14 protein-coding genes and 1 pseudogene are annotated in these 17,119 nt (G+C 55.8%); 4 read left to right on the top strand and 11 right to left on the bottom strand.

What is annotated here, in order from left to right; all coding sequences use genetic code 11:
* Positions 1-84: pseudogene (locus FEE96_RS20070) on the top strand (IS481 family transposase); the annotation flags it as partial.
* Positions 85-435: 351 nt separating this feature from the next.
* Here FEE96_RS20070 and gltA read toward each other — a convergent pair.
* Positions 436-1,731: a citrate synthase gene (gltA, locus tag FEE96_RS20075; protein ID WP_138164922.1), complete on the bottom strand. Its 1,296-nt coding sequence runs from the start codon at positions 1,729-1,731 to the stop codon at positions 436-438.
* Positions 1,732-1,850: 119 nt separating this feature from the next.
* On the bottom strand, positions 1,851-3,251 hold the full coding sequence (gltX, locus tag FEE96_RS20080; RefSeq protein ID WP_138164923.1) for a glutamate--tRNA ligase: 1,401 nt from the start codon (positions 3,249-3,251) through the stop codon (positions 1,851-1,853).
* 77 nt (positions 3,252-3,328) lie between these two features.
* Between gltX and FEE96_RS20085 the strand changes: the two genes are divergently transcribed.
* Positions 3,329-5,362, top strand: coding sequence for a ComEC/Rec2 family competence protein (locus FEE96_RS20085; RefSeq protein WP_138164924.1), 2,034 nt, complete (start codon positions 3,329-3,331; stop codon positions 5,360-5,362).
* A gap of 7 nt (positions 5,363-5,369) precedes the next feature.
* Here the strand turns inward: FEE96_RS20085 and lexA are convergent, their stop codons facing one another.
* The 7 genes from lexA to FEE96_RS20120 form a co-directional block, all read right to left on the bottom strand.
* On the bottom strand, positions 5,370-6,077 hold the full coding sequence (gene lexA, locus FEE96_RS20090; protein ID WP_138164925.1) for a transcriptional repressor LexA: 708 nt from the start codon (positions 6,075-6,077) through the stop codon (positions 5,370-5,372).
* Positions 6,078-6,225: 148 nt separating this feature from the next.
* Positions 6,226-7,398 carry a molybdopterin molybdotransferase MoeA gene (locus FEE96_RS20095; protein WP_138164926.1) on the bottom strand — a complete coding sequence of 391 codons (1,173 nt, stop codon included), beginning with the start codon at positions 7,396-7,398 and terminating at the stop codon, positions 6,226-6,228.
* Complete coding sequence (moaC, locus tag FEE96_RS20100; protein ID WP_138164927.1) at positions 7,399-7,869, bottom strand: cyclic pyranopterin monophosphate synthase MoaC; 471 nt, start codon at positions 7,867-7,869, stop codon at positions 7,399-7,401.
* On the bottom strand, positions 7,869-8,681 hold the full coding sequence (gene trpC / locus FEE96_RS20105; protein WP_138164928.1) for an indole-3-glycerol phosphate synthase TrpC: 813 nt from the start codon (positions 8,679-8,681) through the stop codon (positions 7,869-7,871). The genes moaC and trpC overlap by 1 nt, the downstream gene beginning before the upstream one ends.
* Complete coding sequence (locus FEE96_RS20110; protein ID WP_138164929.1) at positions 8,678-9,346, bottom strand: uracil-DNA glycosylase; 669 nt, start codon at positions 9,344-9,346, stop codon at positions 8,678-8,680. The genes trpC and FEE96_RS20110 overlap by 4 nt, the downstream gene beginning before the upstream one ends.
* Complete coding sequence (gene trpD / locus FEE96_RS20115) at positions 9,346-10,368, bottom strand: anthranilate phosphoribosyltransferase (protein WP_138164930.1); 1,023 nt, start codon at positions 10,366-10,368, stop codon at positions 9,346-9,348. Before trpD ends, FEE96_RS20110 begins: the two co-directional genes overlap by 1 nt.
* Entirely contained in the window at positions 10,365-10,946 is a 582-nt protein-coding gene (locus tag FEE96_RS20120) for an anthranilate synthase component II (RefSeq protein WP_138164931.1), read from the bottom strand. The genes trpD and FEE96_RS20120 overlap by 4 nt, the downstream gene beginning before the upstream one ends.
* A 189-nt stretch (positions 10,947-11,135) precedes the next feature.
* Here FEE96_RS20120 and FEE96_RS20125 point away from each other — a divergent pair, with 189 nt between their 5' ends.
* Both FEE96_RS20125 and FEE96_RS20130 read left to right on the top strand, forming a co-directional pair.
* Positions 11,136-12,770 carry a divergent polysaccharide deacetylase family protein gene (locus tag FEE96_RS20125; protein ID WP_138164932.1) on the top strand — a complete coding sequence of 545 codons (1,635 nt, stop codon included), beginning with the start codon at positions 11,136-11,138 and terminating at the stop codon, positions 12,768-12,770.
* 54 nt (positions 12,771-12,824) lie between these two features.
* The gene (locus FEE96_RS20130; RefSeq protein ID WP_138164933.1) at positions 12,825-13,571 is read left to right on the top strand and encodes a sulfite exporter TauE/SafE family protein; all 747 of its coding nucleotides are present in this window, start codon (positions 12,825-12,827) and stop codon (positions 13,569-13,571) included.
* A 56-nt stretch (positions 13,572-13,627) separates the two neighbouring features.
* Here the strand turns inward: FEE96_RS20130 and trpE are convergent, their stop codons facing one another.
* Together trpE and FEE96_RS20140 are read right to left on the bottom strand one after the other, a co-directional pair.
* Positions 13,628-15,139, bottom strand: coding sequence for an anthranilate synthase component I (gene trpE, locus FEE96_RS20135; RefSeq protein ID WP_138164934.1), 1,512 nt, complete (start codon positions 15,137-15,139; stop codon positions 13,628-13,630).
* A 15-nt stretch (positions 15,140-15,154) separates the two neighbouring features.
* Complete coding sequence (locus FEE96_RS20140; protein ID WP_138164935.1) at positions 15,155-16,999, bottom strand: peptidylprolyl isomerase; 1,845 nt, start codon at positions 16,997-16,999, stop codon at positions 15,155-15,157.
* Positions 17,000-17,119: the final 120 nt, after the last annotated feature.

Raw genomic sequence — 17,119 nt, forward strand, 5'->3', positions numbered from 1 at the left:
TGGGAGAGCTTTTACAACTTCCACCGACCTCACGGCGCACACGACGGAAAGACGCCTTACGAAGTCCTCAGGGAAAAGCTATAGTCAACAAACGGGATGTACCACGGGTAACCGCACCTTACAGACCGAAGGTTCTTCTGCTGTATCTCCAGTGGCCTCTGCGTCATCATCATTGGAAACAACTCCAACTAGCAAGCCCAGGCCCAGCAATGTCATCCACAGCATATTGAGTACTCACTTTCAACTATTTGAATTAAAATGCAACTTAATGAATTGTTAAGATTTCTACCTTTGGTGCGTCAAGAGAATATGGCGATTATAAGGCAGCACGGGACAATACCCGGCCCGATGAAAGGTTGTTTCAAAAAAAGCGCCCCAAACCAACCGGTTTGGGGCGCTCATTAACCTTGTTTTTCAATCAGGTGATCGAAATTACTAGCGATTCTCGATGTCGATGTAGTCGCGAGCAGTCTCACCAAGATACAACTGACGAGGCCGCCCGATTTTGTTCTGTGGGTCTGCGATCATTTCTTTCCACTGTGATACCCAACCAACGGTGCGTGACAGAGTGAAGATCGGTGTGAACATTGATGTTGGGAAACCCATCGCTTCGAGGATAATGCCCGAATAGAAGTCGACGTTGGGGAACAGTTTCTTCTCAATGAAGTAGGGGTCATTCAGAGCGGTTTGCTCCAGTTCCTTTGCAACCTGTAGCAACGGGTTATCTTCGATCCCCAGCAGGTCCAGAACCTCATCAGCCGATTGCTTCAGAACAGTGGCACGCGGGTCGGTGTTTTTGTAAACCCGGTGACCAAAGCCCATCAGACGGAACGGATCGCTCTTGTCCTTGGCGCGTGCAATGTATTCCGGAATGCGGTCAACACTGCCGATTTCTTTCAGCATCTCCAGGCAGGCCTGGTTTGCGCCGCCGTGTGCCGGCCCCCAAAGACATGCGATGCCAGCCGCGACACAGGCAAACGGATTGGCACCCGAAGATGAGGCCAGACGTACGGTCGAGGTCGACGCGTTCTGCTCGTGATCCGCATGAAGTGTAAAGATCCGGTCCATGGCACGGGCCAGGATCGGGTTGACCTCGTACTGCTCGGCGGGAACCGAGAAACACATGTGCAGGAAGTTGGCTGCGTAATCCAGATCATTGCGAGGATATACAAATGGCTGGCCAATTGAATATTTATAGGCCATCGCAGCAATGGTCGGCAATTTGGCAATCAGTCGGATCGAGGCGACTTCGCGCTGCCAAGGATCAGAAATATCGGTGGAATCGTGGTAGAAGGCAGACATCGCACCAACAACACCCACAAGCGTGGCCATTGGGTGGGCATCACGACGGAAACCACGGAAGAAGTTGTGCATTTGCTCATGCACCATGGTGTGACGGGTCACGCGTGCTTCAAAATCTTCCAGTTGAGATGCGGTTGGCAGCTCACCATAAAGCAGCAGATAGCAGACTTCTAGATAATGCGATTTTCCGGCCAATTGATCAATTGGATAGCCGCGGTGCAGCAGCTCGCCTTTGTCACCGTCAATAAAGGTGATGGTGCTGTCGCAGCTGGCAGTTGAGGTGAAACCCGGATCATAGGTGAAGACACCAGCCTGACCATAGAGTTTACGGATATCAAGGACATCGGGTCCGGCAGTCGGGGAAAAAATAGGCAACTCGTAGGATTCGCCATTGAGGCTGAGCGTAGCGGATTTCTTGGTGTCGGTCATGGATATCCCTTCCTGTTACTGGCATGGAATGGCACCGGGCCATTCCATGCGGGCAGTCCTGCGAATTCAGAGTGCAGGCATTGTCACTTTTGAGCAGGTCAGAACAACATTTAATGTGTTCAACCTGCGGCGTCGGTTAGACGGGCCATGGTTTCATCGCGGCCCAGTACAAGCATCATGTCAAAAACTGAAGGTGTCACCGCACGTCCGGCCAGTGCTGCCCGCAGTGGGCCAGCCAGCTTACCAAACTTGGTGTCATGGGCTTCTGCAAAGTTTTTCAGAAGCATCTCCAGATCATCTCTGGACCAGCTAGCATTTTGCAGCTGCGGCGTCAATTCATCCAGTATACCATCGGATACTGATGCAAGCGCTTTAGCTGCTTTCTCGTCTTGTTCCACAGGTCGTGAAATTAGAACAAAATGTGCTTTGTCAACGAGTTCAGGCAATGTTTTTGCACGCTCTTTGAAGCAATACAGGGCCCGCTCAAGATTGTTTGACTGTGCGTCATTCAACACTGGTTGTTCAGCAGCAACGAGATAGGCCTGAATTTCCTGCCGCAATGCAGCGTCATCGCTAACGGCGATGTGCTGGCCGGATAGGTTTTCGAGCTTTTTGGTGTCAAACCGGGCCGGGCTTTTACCGATTCCATTCAGATCAAACCACTCCAACGCCTGAGCGTCTGAAAAGAACTCATCATCGCCGTGACTCCAACCCAGACGGGCCAGATAGTTGCGCATTCCGGCCGCAGGATAGCCCATCGCCTGATATTCCTGCGCGCCTAATGCACCGTGGCGTTTGGACAGCTTCTTACCGTCGGCGCCGTGGATCAGCGGGATATGGGCCCAAACAGGGATGTCCCACCCCATAGCCTCATAGATTGTCATCTGGCGGGCGGCGTTGTTCAGGTGATCGTCTCCCCGGATCACATGGGTCACACCCATATCGTGGTCATCAACAACAACTGCCAGCATATAAACTGGGGTACCATCAGAACGCAGAAGGATCATATCGTCCAACTGGTCATTGCCGATCGTCACATCGCCCTGAACCTGGTCTTTGATAGTGGTAACGCCGCTTTGCGGCGCTTTGATGCGAATGACATAAGGCATATCGGGGTGGTCGCCCTCGTCGGCTTCGCGCCAGGGTGAACGATAGAGGGTCGATTTACCCTCGGCTTTGGCCTGATCTCGAAAGGCAGCAATTTCATCCTGACTGGCAAAACATTTGTAAGCTTTGCCCTCTGCCAGCAATTGATGTGCCACCTCTGCATGACGAGCGGCGCCGTCAAACTGGCTGATGACCTCGCCATCATGGTCTAAACCCAACCACTCCATGCCCTGCAAAATGGCAGCTGTTGCTTCGGGTGTTGAACGCTCACGGTCAGTGTCCTCGATGCGCAGCAGGAATTTTCCGCCACGACCACGGGCGTATAGCCAGTTGAACAGAGCAGTACGCGCGCCACCGATATGTAGAAAGCCGGTAGGAGACGGTGCGAAACGGGTGACGACCGGTTTGGACATGGGGCCATTTACCTTTTGGAAACTTTTGAAGAGCTAGATTTGATGCCTGTCTACCGAGCCAAACGGCGAGGAGCAAGATGCGTACGATCGCTGCCCTGGACTCCCTGTTGGTGAAACAGCGGGGACATTTGTTCCCTTTCGCTCCAGTATTGCTGGGGGCAGGGGTTGGGAGCTATTTTGCTCAAACGACAGAACCCACACTTGAAAACTATCTGGCCTTGGTTGCGATCTGCGGTATCGGTGGTTTGATCGTGTTGCGGAGCAAGAGCAATGCCTCGATTCTGGGTTGGATGATTTTACTTGTTGCGGCGGGTTTTTGTGTGGCAGGCCTTCGCGCGCACGGGGTTACTGCTCCGGTTTTGACGTATCGCTACTACGGCCCGGTTGAGGGGCGGGTGGTTGTGATTGATCGTTCGGCCAGCGATGCGCTGCGTCTGACGCTGGATCAGGTCCGGTTGCACAAAATATCTCCGGTCAACACGCCGGAGCGGGTCCGCATATCATTACATGGTGTCACGGAGCTACCCGCGCCAGGTAGCCGTATTATGACCACTGCACATCTTATGCCGCCTCAGGGGCCGGCGGAGCCGGGTGGTTTTGACTTCCGTCGGCATGCCTGGTTTCAGCGTCTCGGAGGGGTAGGGTACACCCGCGTACCAGTTTTGTTGGTGACACCCGGCGGTGAGGACTTGTGGCTGCAACGGCTGCGCCGTGTTGCGTCAACTTACATACAACAGCAATTGCCGGGCAGCATCGGCGGATTCGCCGCTGCCATCACCACCGGAGATCGTAGTGGCATAGGGCAGGAAAGTCTGTTGGCGCTGCGGGGAAGTAACCTGGCCCATCTATTGGCTATTTCAGGTTTGCATATGGGGCTCTTGACCGGGTTTGTCTTTGCATCCCTGCGGGTGTTGCTAAATCTGTGGCCAAGGGTCGGGCTGCGACTACCAGTCAAAAAGCTTGCTGCCATCGGGGCCTTATTGGTAGCGGCGGGGTATCTGGCATTGTCCGGCGGAAATGTCGCCACCGAGCGCGCCTTTGTAATGGTGGCCGTGGTTTTGGGGGCTGTGTTGATGGATAGGAGGGCCTTCTCCCTGCGCGCAGTTGCATTGGCCGCGCTGATTGTATTGATACGTCGCCCTGAAAGCCTGATGAGCCCCGGTTTTCAGATGAGCTTTGCCGCCACAACGGCGTTGGTGGCCGTGTTCGGATGGATTCGCGACAGTGGGATTACACTGGGGCCTGCCTGGCTGCGTCCGGTGCTTGCGGTGATAATATCGTCCGCCGTGGCTGGTGCCGCGACTGCGCCATTTGGAGCGGCCCATTTCAACACATTATCGTACTATGGGTTGATCGCTAATCTTCTATCGGTGCCCTTGATGGGGGTACTGGCCATCCCTTCGGCAGTATTGGCGCTCAGTCTTGCGCCGTTTGGACTGGAGATGATCGGCTTGACGCTTATGGGCTGGGGATTGGAGTGGATTTTGTTGGTTGCGCATTGGGTATCCGGATTGCAGGGGGCCCAGGGCAGGGTGATCGCCCCCGGGCCTATGGTGCTTCCGTTGATTGGAACGGGGATGTTGTTGTTGATCCTCTGGCAAGGGTGGCTACGGGTTTTGGGGTTGGTACCTGCATTATTTGGTTTGGTTTTGTGGAGCCAGCATGAGCGTCCGGCGGTGCTCATCTCTGCGGATGCGGCCTTGGTTGGCAAAATGACCAGTGAGGGTCGCGCGCTGTCAAAACCCAAAGGCGCAGGATTTTCGGCGCGGATTTGGTTGGAAAATGACGGGGACGACGTGAACCAGTCTGATGCGGCGGCGCGTTGGGTAGGGGCGTCAAGGCGGGTGGTTATAGGCTCAACCGAAGTTATACATGTGATTGGCAAGCGCGCCGTTGATGCGTTTTCCGAGTGCCGCGCTGGTCAAATCATTGTCACAACCGTTGCAAAAGACCTGACCGGAGGTTGCCAAATTATCGATCCAGTGCGGTTACGCGATATCGGAAGTGTGATGCTAACTGCCGAGGGAAAGCTGTACAGCGCGCAAGACTTGTCCGGGCACCGCTTGTGGACAAATGCACCAGCCCCGCAAATGCTTGGGGCTGGTCAGTGATGCCGGATCAGTAGGTTCGGATCAACCCAACCAGCTGGCCCTGCACCTTTACCTGATCTTCAGGGTAAACGCGGGTTTCATAGGCTGGGTTTGCGGCTTCCAGCGCAATAGATCCACCCTGACGGTGGAACCGCTTTAGTGTCGCTTCGTGACCTTCAACCAATGCAACAACAATGTCACCGTTGTCGGCTACCTTGGTTTCACGGATGACCACCACATCCCCATCATTGATGCCGGCCTCGATCATTGAATCACCGCGGACCTCAAGAGCATAGTGTTGTCCCGAGGTTGAAAGCATCGAACTGGGCACGGCCACCTGATGTGATACCTGGCTGATCGCCTCAATTGGCACACCAGCCGCAATACGGCCCATCACCGGCAACTCCATCGCCATCATATGGCTTGGTTCGACATTTGCGGGCTGGCTGGGGGGCGGCGTTTGGTGGCCGCCCTGGATCACCCGCGGCGTAAATCCAACCGGCGTCTGACTGCCGCCAAGAGATTCCGGAAGGCGGATGATTTCAATGGCCCGCGCCCGGTGTGCAAGACGGCGGATGAAGCCACGCTCTTCCAAGGCAGTGATCAATCGATGAATGCCGGATTTTGAGCGTAGATCCAAAGCCACTTTCATCTCGTCAAAACTGGGAGGCACACCGTCTTTTTGCAGGCGCTTGTGAATAAATTCCAGCAAGTCCAACTGTTTCTTGGTCAACATGGGTTTTCCCTCCGCCGTATTGCGTTTTGTTTTGTTCTACGCATGTTCCCGTTTTGTGTCAACGGTATTAGAGCTCGCGCGAACAGGTGCAACCCAACCTAGGCCATCAGCCTTGGGTTGGGGGTGTTGATCATAATGCGAGTACGGGTCAGAGCGGCAGGTAATCTACCATTTCGCCAGTTTTACGAGCGGGATCAAATGGTGGGCGGATCAAAAGCGCGTTGGCTGAGGCCAAAACTGTCAACAGAGCGCTATCCTGGCGATCAAACGCGTGGATTTCTGCCCCATCCAGTTGGGCGCGCATATAGTGCTGACGCGGTCCATTGGCAGTAAGAGGTTCGGACAGCTGTGCCTTAAGAAGGGGCGGTGCATCTGTATCAAGGCCCAGCATTGCCTCGATCATTGGTGCGATAAAAATCTTACCACAGATCATCGCTGAAACCGGGTTACCCGGCAGCCCAACCATCGCGGCCTCATTCATCCGCCCCGCCATAAGCGGTTTGCCGGGGCGCATTGCAACTTTGTAGAACGATTGTTCAAGTCCAAGATCTGCTGCAACTTTGCCAACCAGATCATGATCGCCAACTGAGGCCCCACCAATGGTGATCACCAGATCAGCCCCACGTGCCAGTTTGAACGCGGTGCGCAAGGATGCGGTGTTGTCGCGGGCAATGGGCAGAATACGCGCATGCGCCCCCAATGCGTCAATCATGGCCTTCAGGCCAAAAGTGTTGGAGGCAATAATTTGGTCAGGGCCAGGCGTGTCGCCGGGCATGACCAACTCGTCCCCGGTTGAGATAAGCGCCACATCGGGGCGGCGGATCACCGAAACCGTGGCGACGTTCATCGACGCCAGTAGGGCGATATCACTGGGGGTTAAGACGCGTGGCGCATCCAGGGTACTGCCGATGGCGAAATCGTTGCCTTTGGCACGAATGTTGGAATTAGAGCTTGGTGCATTTGCAATGGTAATCAGATCCCCATTGCGGGTGATGTCTTCTTGTATGACGACAAAATCAGCGCCTTCAGGTACGGGCGCTCCAGTGAAAATACGCACTGCTTGACCGGGGCCGACCTGCTCATCAAACCTGTGGCCAGCTGCAGATTCGCCAATCACCTTCAGGATGGAATGTTGTTCGACCTCGGTGGATTTTAGCGCATAGCCATCCATAGCCGAAGCTGCGAAGGGGGGCTGATCCCGACGTGCAGACACATCAGTGGCCAGCACACGGCCCGCCGCTTCAATCAGGGGAACGTCTTCGGCCTCCAGAACGGAAACCAGTGTCATCAATTGCGCAAGAGCGTCATCAACTGTGATCATTTATGCCTCGTAACGACCTGATTTTCCGCCGTCTTTCAGTGTGACGCGCAGGCCGCCGATTTCCATGGCCTTATCAACCGCTTTGCTCATGTCATAGACAGTAAGGGCTGCGGTGCTGGCCGCAGTCAGGGCCTCCATCTCGACACCGGTTTGCCCTGTTGTTTTAACAGTCGCCTCGATCTGAACGCCTGGCAGGTCAGGATCCAAGATCAGCTCAACGGCTACTTTGGTGACGGGCAGCGGGTGACACAGCGGGATAAGATCGGGGGTTTTCTTGGCCCCCATGATACCTGCCAAACGGGCCACGCCCAGAACGTCACCCTTTTTGGCGCGCCCATCGGCGATGATGTCAAATGTAGCCTGCGCCATACGAATGTGAGCCTCAGCAGTGGCGACACGCGACGTGACGGGTTTGTCCGAGACATCAACCATATGGGCATCGCCCTTGGTGTCAAAATGGGTCAGTGACATTACATTGCTCCGGGCATCAGTGGCGAAGACAGCAGGTTGCGGGTGGCGCTGGCCACGTCATCCTGACGCATCAGACTTTCACCAATCAAGAAGGTCCGTGCCCCGTATTTCGCCATGGCAGACAGATCATCAGAACCGCTGAGACCGCTTTCGCAGACAATCGTACGGTCAGCGGGAACCATTTTGGACAGGGTGCGTGTCGTGTCCAGCGTGGTCTCAAAGGTCTTGAGATTGCGGTTGTTGATGCCCATCAGTGGTGATTTCAGCGTGCAAGCACGTTCCAGCTCTTCGGCATCATGCACTTCCAACAGTACATCCATGCCCCAGTCAAACGCAGCCTGTTCCAGTTCCGCGGCTTGAGCATCCGACACCGAGGCCAGGATGATCAGAATACAATCGGCACCTAGGGCACGGGCCTCTGCCACCTGATAGGTGTCATACATGAAATCCTTGCGCAGGGCTGGCAGCGCGCAGGCGGCACGGGCCTGTACCAGAAAATCCTTGGCTCCCTGAAAACTGGGGGTGTCGGTCAGTACGGACAAGCAGGTGGCACCACCCTCTTCGTAGGCACGGGCCAGCGCCGCAGGATCAAAGTCGGCGCGGATCAAACCTTTGGAAGGGCTGGCTTTCTTGATTTCGGCAATCAGCCCATAGCCTTCGCGATTGGCGGACATCAGGGCTTGCGCAAAGCCACGAACTGGGCTGGCAGCGCGGGCCTCTGCTTCGACCTCGGACAACGGTTTGGCAGCTTTGTCGGCGGCGACTTCTTCCAGCTTGTAGGCCTTGATCTTATCCAGCACATTTGTTGTCATTCCAACGCCTCCGATGGTGCAGTCCAGTTGATGGTAGCCTCGCCCCGTTCGGACAGCCAGCGGTTCACAGTGGAAAATGGCTGCGAGCCAAAAAAACCACGCCGAGCTGACAGAGGAGAGGGGTGGGCAGATTTCAGGATCAGGTGATCGCCCGGATTGATAAAAGATTCAAGCTTTTGCGCTGCATTGCCCCAGAGAATATATGCCGTGGGGCGCAGTGACGTCAGATCCAGCACCTGATGCACCAGTTTCGTCCAACCAAGGCTCTTGTGGCCATTTGCGTCACCTGCCGGAACTGAAAGTGCCGTGTTCAGCAGCAAAACGCCTTGATTGGCCCAACCGCGCAGATCTCCGCTTGTTGGGCACTGGCCGATGTCGTCGGTCAGCTCTTTGAAAATATTGTACAGTGATCGCGGTAAAGGACGCACATCTGGTTTGACCGAAAAAGCCAATCCATGGGCGTGACCCGGAGTGGGGTAGGGATCTTGGCCCAAGACTACCACACGGGTGCTCTTGGGCGAGGTCAGATCTAGTGCAGCAAACCGATCCTGCACGGGGGGCAAAACTTGCCGCGGATCCGTTTCAATGGCGCTGTTGATACCAGGCCATTCCTGAGTAAAAAAAGCCAAATGCTCCCAAGCCTTTGGCAAAGGCGGCGATGCCATCAGGTGGCTCCTGTTGTGATCCGTGCTAGGGCCTGAAGCTTGGCTTTGGCTGCGCCGGAATCGATGCTTTCACGGGCTTTTTCAACGCCTTCTTGAAGGTCGCTGGCGGCATCCGCTACCACCAGTGCAGCGGCTGAATTTAGCAGGACTGCGTCGCGGTAGGCCGATGGTGTCCCATCCAGCAAAGCGCGGAATGCATTGGCATTGTCTTCGGGTGTGCCGCCTACAATGGCCTCAAAGGGATGCACAGGCAGGCCTGCCTGTTCCGGGTGCAATTCAAAATCAACAACACTGCCGTCATTTTCAAGCGCCGAAACCCAGCTTACGCCGGTGATGGTCAGCTCGTCTGTACCGTCTGACCCATGCACCAGCCAAGCGCGTTCGGATCCCAATTGTCCCAGAGTTTCGGCCATTGGCCGGATCAGGTCACGGGAAAAGGCGCCGGTCAGTTGGCGCTTTACCCCAGCCGGATTGGTTAGCGGGCCAAGGATGTTAAAGATGGTGCGGGTGCCCAGCTCTTGCCGGGTGGGCATGACATGGGCAACTGCCGGGTGGTGCATCGGGGCCATCATAAAGGCAATGCCACACTCGGAAATTGCTTTTTCGACAACATCAGGTGTCACCATGACATTGATACCCATTTGGGTCTGAACGTCGGCTGTGCCGGACTTGGACGACAGGTTTTTGTTGCCGTGTTTGGCAACAACCACACCCGCACCAGCGGTGACAAAGGCGGTCGCGGTTGAAATATTCAGCGTATGTTTGCCATCGCCACCGGTGCCAACGATATCCATTGCACCGGTTGGGGCCTTTACGGCGTTGCACTTGGATCGCATCACCGCAGCGGCTGCAGCGTATTCGTCGACAGTTTCACCACGTGTGCGCAGCGCCATCAGCAAGCCGCCGATTTGGCTTGGCGTGGCTTCGCCTTCAAAGAGCAGCGTAAAGGCGGTCTCAGCCTGTTCACGTGTCAGCGGACCTTCGGCAGCGGCCCCGATCAGTGGCTTTAGACGATCGCTCATGTCGGGTCCTTCATCTCGTTCAAAAAGTTCTGCAGCAGGGCGTGGCCATGCTCGGATGCAATTGATTCCGGGTGGAATTGAACGCCGTGAATGGGTAACTCCCGGTGCTGCAGGCCCATAATGGTGCCATCTTCCAGCTCGGCAGTGATTTCCAGACAGTCCGGCAGAGTTTCACGCTCAACCACCAGAGAGTGATAGCGGGTCGCGTCAAACGGCGAGGGCAGGCCAGCAAACAGACCTTTGCCGGTATGGGACATGCTGCCCATTTTGCCATGCACAATCTCGTGGCAGCGCACTACTTTGCCGCCAAACACCTGACCAATGGTCTGGTGCCCCAAACAAACACCCATCAAGGGTGTCTTGGTTTCGGCGGCGGCTTCGGTCAGGGCCAGACAAATCCCGGCTTGGTCTGGATCGCAGGGGCCGGGGGATAGTAAAATCCCTGTCGGTTTCATTGCCATCGCCTCTTGGACATCAATGGCATCGTTACGGCGGATTTCGATCTCTGCGCCCAGCTCGCCCAGATAGTGAACCAGATTGTAGGTAAAGGAATCGTAGTTGTCGATTAGCAGCAACATCTTGGCAGGCTCTTTTAAGGGCTGGCGGGGCAGGGCCCTGCCGCAGTATAGTGGTCGTAACATACATGTTCAGGGTTGCGCGGCAGCGTCAAGGGCGCAGGGTGGCGCAGCAACTTTTCCATAGGGGCATCTGGGCGTAGATCCTTAGGTTCCGAAGGGCAGAAACAAGACGTGAGAGGCGAGACAGGCATGCGAGGATTCCTGGGTGGTGTAAGTATTGGGGCGCTGGTGGCTGCCGCCGGAGCGGCAATGTTGTCCTTGTCAGCTCCGCTTCCCAAGGTGGTGGATGTTGCCGTACAGCCCCCCGCAGGAACGCTTGAACCAGTGGACGCAACCTCTGCCCCGGATGAAGCTCCTGGGCAGGACGCCGATCTGGTCGAGGCAGCACCAGCCGCGCCAGAGGGTGAAGCGGTCGATGACCTCAGTGCGTTGCGTGACGCAGATACTCAGCCTGCTGCCCGACCGTCAGTTGCGGCTGATGATACAATTCTGACCGAGTCCACCGACACCGGAGACAATTCTACTTCTGCTCCGGATATTTCTTTGCAAACTGATACACCTGTGGTGCCGGTTGAAACACTTCCGGCTCCAGCTTTACCTTCACAGGAATCCGAAATTGTGGTGTCCAGCGAGCCAGCGCAACCTCCGGCTCCGGTTGTCGTGCCTGAATTGGCCACCATTACCCCCCCAACGATTGCACCCGAGATAACATCAGTCGGGCCTGATAACGGTGACACGGTGCCCTCCAGCGCACGCAGCCAGGATATTGTCGCTAACCCGGAAACTGAAACCGCACCGATTGCGCCAGAAGTTGCGGAAAATGCAACGGTGGCCGCGCCTGATGTCGGCGTTGATGTTCCTGTTTTGGCAACGCCAGAAGTTGGAAATGTGCCTATTGGAACTTTGCCGTCCATTTTACCGACTGTCGACAATGCTCCAGCAGAGCAATTGGTTCCGGGCGAATCTCGTGGCGAGGCATCAGGCACCGCCGAAGAAGATGCAGTAAGTGAGAGAATTGCGGCCCTGCCAACCACATTAGGCGCACAAACAAGAACCGATGGCCCAACAATTGGAACGCCTGTGGTGCCGCTGACGGAACGCAACAGGTTAAATGAGAGTGGAATTTCAAACGGCTCGCAGGATGGCTCTCCATTTGAACTATATGCTGAGCCTCTGGATAATCCCGAAGGTCGTCCGTTGATGGCCATTGTGCTGATTGATGATGAAAATTCGATTGGGGCCGAAGCCCTGGTTGGGTTTCCTTATCCCCTGAGTTTTGCCATCGATCCCGAGGATCCCAAAGCCGCTGAGAAAATGGCGGCGCGACGGGCAGCTGGGTTTGAAGTCTTGGTGCTAACCAATCTGCCGCGCGAAGCCGCGCCGCAGGATGCCGAAACGTCGCTGGCGGTTTGGTTTGATACCCTGCCTGAAACCATTGCAGTGCTGGAAGGCACCGGTACCGGGTTTCAGGGAAACCGGCCTTTGGCGGATCAAGTGTCGGCGGTTGCGGCGGCATCCGGTCGTGGTTTGTTGACACAAGACCACGGGCTGAACACTGTCCAAAAACTGGCGGCCCGTGATGGCATCCCTGCTGCAGTGGTGTTTCGCGATTTTGATGGGGCTGGGCAAAATCCCCGCGCTATCCGGCGCTTTCTGGATCAGGCGGCCTTCCGTGCTGGTCAGGAAGGTGCGGTGATTATGTTGGGTCGGGTGCAACCGGATACCATTTCGGCCTTGCTGCTGTGGGGGCTGCAGGACCGAGCGACGCGAGTTGCGCTGTCACCAGTGTCGGCCGCATTGTCCCAACAGGTCATCGACCGCTAAGTTTCTGACTTAGTTTAGGGCTATTCCTAATTCCTTGAAGAAAGACCGGACACTGTGATTGATTTTGTGGTTCTTTGCACCGCTGCATTTCTGGCTGGCGGACTAAATGCAATTGCAGGCGGGGGGAGCTTTCTGACGTTTCCGGCACTGGTTTTCACAGGCATTCCACCAATTGCAGCCAATGCCACCAGCGCGGTGGCCGTCTTCCCCGGTTATGCCAGTGGCGCATTGGGGTTTCTGGGCGAGTTGCGCAGCTTTGATCGGCGGGCGTTGCTTCAGCTAGTTGGGCTGTCGATTGTCGGCGGTGTCGCTGGATCATTGCTGCTGCTGGTCACGCCGGCAAGTGTGTTCAACTGGGTTGTGCCATGGCTGTTATTGTTTGCCACTATACTATTTTTGTTAGGGGGGCGCATCAATTCCTGGATCGAAGCGCGTGGCAGGCAGGACAAAAACAGTTGGTTCGCCACATTGGTGGTGTCAATCTACGGCGGTTACTTCAACGGTGGGCTGGGTATTGTACTGTTGGCGCTGTTTTCTGCCCAGGGGATGCGCGATCTTAACCTGATGAACGGGTTGAAGAACATCCTGTCATTTGTTTTGTCAGCAGCCTCGGTCGTAACCTTCACGCTGGCGGGTATCGTCTATTGGTACGAAGCGGCTATCATGATGGTGGCAGCCACTATTGGCGGCTATATCGGCGCACGATTGGCGCGACTGATGCCGGTGGCGATGGTCAAAAGCATCGTGGTCGTTGTGGGGCTGGTGATGACAGCCGTGTTTTTCGCCCGTAGTTTAGCCTGAAACTAACAGATAGTTTCAGGCTAAACTGATGAGTGTTGGACCCTAACTGGGACAGATTATCTGTTGCCACCGCCGGTAAAACGACCGGCATCTGCAGCAGCGCGGCGAATGGCGTTGGATTTATGGACCGTTTCCATGAACTCAGACTCGGGGTCGCTGTCATAGACAACACCGCCACCCGCCTGAATATACAGCTTTTGATCCTGCACCACGGCAGTGCGCAGCGCGATACACATATCCATGTCGCCACCAGCTGAGAAATAGCCAACACCGCCGCCATAGACACCGCGTTTTTCGGGCTCCAGCTCGTCGATGATTTCCATCGCTCGCACCTTGGGCGCGCCTGATACCGTACCTGCTGGCATACCGGCAAAAAACGCATCCAGCGCGTCTTTGTTTTCTGCCATCTCTCCAACGACATTGGAAACGATGTGCATGACATGGCTGTAACGTTCAATGATGAACTTTTCAGTTGGGCGCACGGTGCCAATCTTGGCGACGCGGCCAGTGTCATTGCGCCCCAGATCCAGCAGCATCAAATGTTCCGCCAGTTCTTTCTTGTCGGCCAGCAGGTCGGCCTCTAGTGCCCGATCTTCTTCTGGTGTGGCGCCACGCGGGCGAGTACCGGCGATGGGACGAATGGTGATTTCATCGCCAAACACTCGCACCAGGATTTCCGGACTGGCGCCAACCACCTGAAAGTCGCCAAAATTGAAGTAGAACATGAACGGCGACGGGTTAGTGCGGCGCAGCGACCGATATAGTGTAAACGGCGGCTGGCGGAATTCCTGTGTCCAGCGCTGCGCAGGGACCACCTGAAAGATATCACCGTCACGAATGTACTCTTTGGCCTTTTCAACCGCTTCCATATAGCCGGATTTGGTGAAATTGCTGACCGGGTCAGCCACATCGTCCGCTTCGCCTAAATCGCGGGTTTCGGCAGGCATGGCGCGTTCCAGATCGCGGACCGCATCCATTACTCGTTCGGCCGCTTGCGCATAGGCCGCACGGGCGGACTGGCCATCGCTGGCCCAGGCTGGCGACACCACTGTAACCTCGCCCTTTACCCCGTCCAGCACAGCAATAACCGAAGGCCGCAACATCAAGGCATCGGGTAATCCCAGAGGGTCGGGATTGACGTTGGGCAGATGTTCGACCAGTCGGATCATGTCATAGCCAAGGTAGCCAAACAGGCCTGCGGCGGCCTGTGGCAGGTCCTCGGGGAGATCGATGCGACTCTCGGCAATCAGCGCACGCAGGTTATCCATTGGATCGCCTGCCTGATCGCTGAAATCATCCGCATCAAACCGCGCCGATCGGTTCAGTGACGAGGTTGTGCACCGGCAACGCCAGACCAGATCCGGTTTCATCCCAATAATCGAATAGCGCCCGCGGACCTCTCCACCAGTCACTGATTCCAGCATAAAGGCGTCCTTTTGGGCCCCTGTCAGCTTGAGCATCAGCGACACCGGGGTGTCTAGATCCGCAGCCAGTCGCGTATAAACAACTTGGTTTTCACCAGCTTCATAGGCCTTGGCGAAGGTATCGAAATCGGGAGTCAGTGCCATGATCTGTTGCCTAGGTTACTGAAGGTAATTGGCCTGCAAGGCACTTAGCGCCTGCTGGTCAACCTGGGGTCGTGCACGGGTCCGGGCATCTTGCACAAAAGCCTCAAACAGGTCCTGTGACAGCGCCTGGTTTAGCTGCGCTTCCAATGCGTTGGACATCGCTCGCAGATCGTCGCTGTCACCCGGAGGAAGGATTTCATCCAAACGCAATACAACAGTTGAGTTCTCATCTGAAACAATACGCATTTCGCCGGGTTCCATTTCAAAAACCTGGTTCAGCATATCGACCGGTGTGGTGTCGATATAGGCAGTACGTGTCAGACCGGTTTCAGTGGTGACAGTCAGCGCCTCGTCAAAATCACCATTGGTTTTGGTCCGGGCCACAATTGCTTCAGCTTCGGTGGTGATTGCATTTTGGCGCTGTTCAGCGTTCCAGCCCTGCAAAGCGGCTGTATAAGCGTCAGCCAGCGGTTCGGCACGAGGGGGCAATACTGTATCAAGACGCAGAGCAATCAGGCTTCCGTCATCCAGAAACTCTACGGCCGGGAAATCGTCTACAGTGACAGCGGCAGCGGCCTGACGAAACCCATCATAGGCTGCGATACCTTCGCGGCTTTGCTCGGTCCAGCTGATCTGGCCCAGCTGCATGTCGGTTTCATCGGCGATCTCTTCGAGCGTGGCACCGCCAGCCAGCATATCGTCAATCTCTTCGGACTGTTGCTCAATCAGGCGACGGGCCCGACCAGCGGCCAGTTCCTCCCGCAATTCGGCTTCGACGTCAGCCAACAGTGTGACGCGGGCTTCCAGACGTCCATTCACCCGGTACAGGGCGGGGCCTAGGTCAGATGGCAACGGGCCAACAACATCACCGACTTGGGCCGAAAAGATGTCCTGACCAGCGGCACCAAGCGCACCAATGGTCATGTCACCCATATCTACATCGGCAAGAGCAAGGCCGCGGCTTTCAACCAAGGCCTCAAAGGTGGTGCCGCCAGTTTCCAGCTGCGCCTTGGCGCTAGAAGCTGCTTCGTCGTCTGAATAGACCAGACGTTCAACCAAACGGCGTTCCGGGGACTGATATTGATCGGCGCGTTGGTCGAACAATGTCTGCAGTGCGTCTTGGTCGACATCGACCTGATCCATCAGCATGGCCGGGGTCAACTGAACATAGGCGATCTGTTTGGTTTCGGGCAGCGTGAACAGGTCAGGGTTGCTATCGTAGAAGGCCTGAAGTTCTGCGTCGGTGGGCGCCAGAGCGATCATCGCCATCTCATCATTTTGCAGCTGCACCCAAGAGAAACTGCGGCGCGCGCCAATAAAACTGGTGATGGTGTCGCGCATGGTTGCTGGCATTGTTGCGCCGACCATCATGGCACCCTGTACCAGTGTACGGGCAGATTCGCGGCGCAGGTCGTCTTCGAATTCGCGTTCAGACAGACCAACGTTGTCTAGTGTATATTCGTACGTGTCGCGGTTAAACTCACCACTTGATCCCTGAAAGCTGGGGATTTCGGTGATTTCCTTTAACAGGTTTTCATCGCCGATAGATATACCCAGTTGATCGACCTCATTGTCGATGGCTGCAATTGAAATCAACCGTGACAGCACCTGTTGGTCCATTCCCAGTGCAGATAGCTGCGACAACGGGATAAACTGTCCGGTCTGTGCCTGTAGGGCCTGCTGCTCGCGCTGCAATTCCCGGTAGAAGTTTTGCACTGATATCTCTTGGTTGCCGACTGTCGCTACGGAACTGGCTGAGCCGGAAAAATTCACCGCACCAAAGCCGACAAGGCTCAGCATGATCAATCCCATCAGGATCCACACAAAGGTTTTGGAAAGATGTTTCATGCCTGCGGCCATGATGCCCTCATATTGTCGGTGCCTCTGCCGGTCAGCGTCTATGCAACAGCCGTGGCAGGGGGTGAAAAAATGTCTGGTGCCCTGAATACGCTGCCACCCGTTGAGGAGCAAGCGGTGTTG

Source organism: Parasedimentitalea maritima (assembly GCF_005771405.1).
In the GTDB taxonomy this organism is placed as follows: Bacteria; Pseudomonadota; Alphaproteobacteria; order Rhodobacterales; family Rhodobacteraceae; genus Parasedimentitalea; species Parasedimentitalea maritima.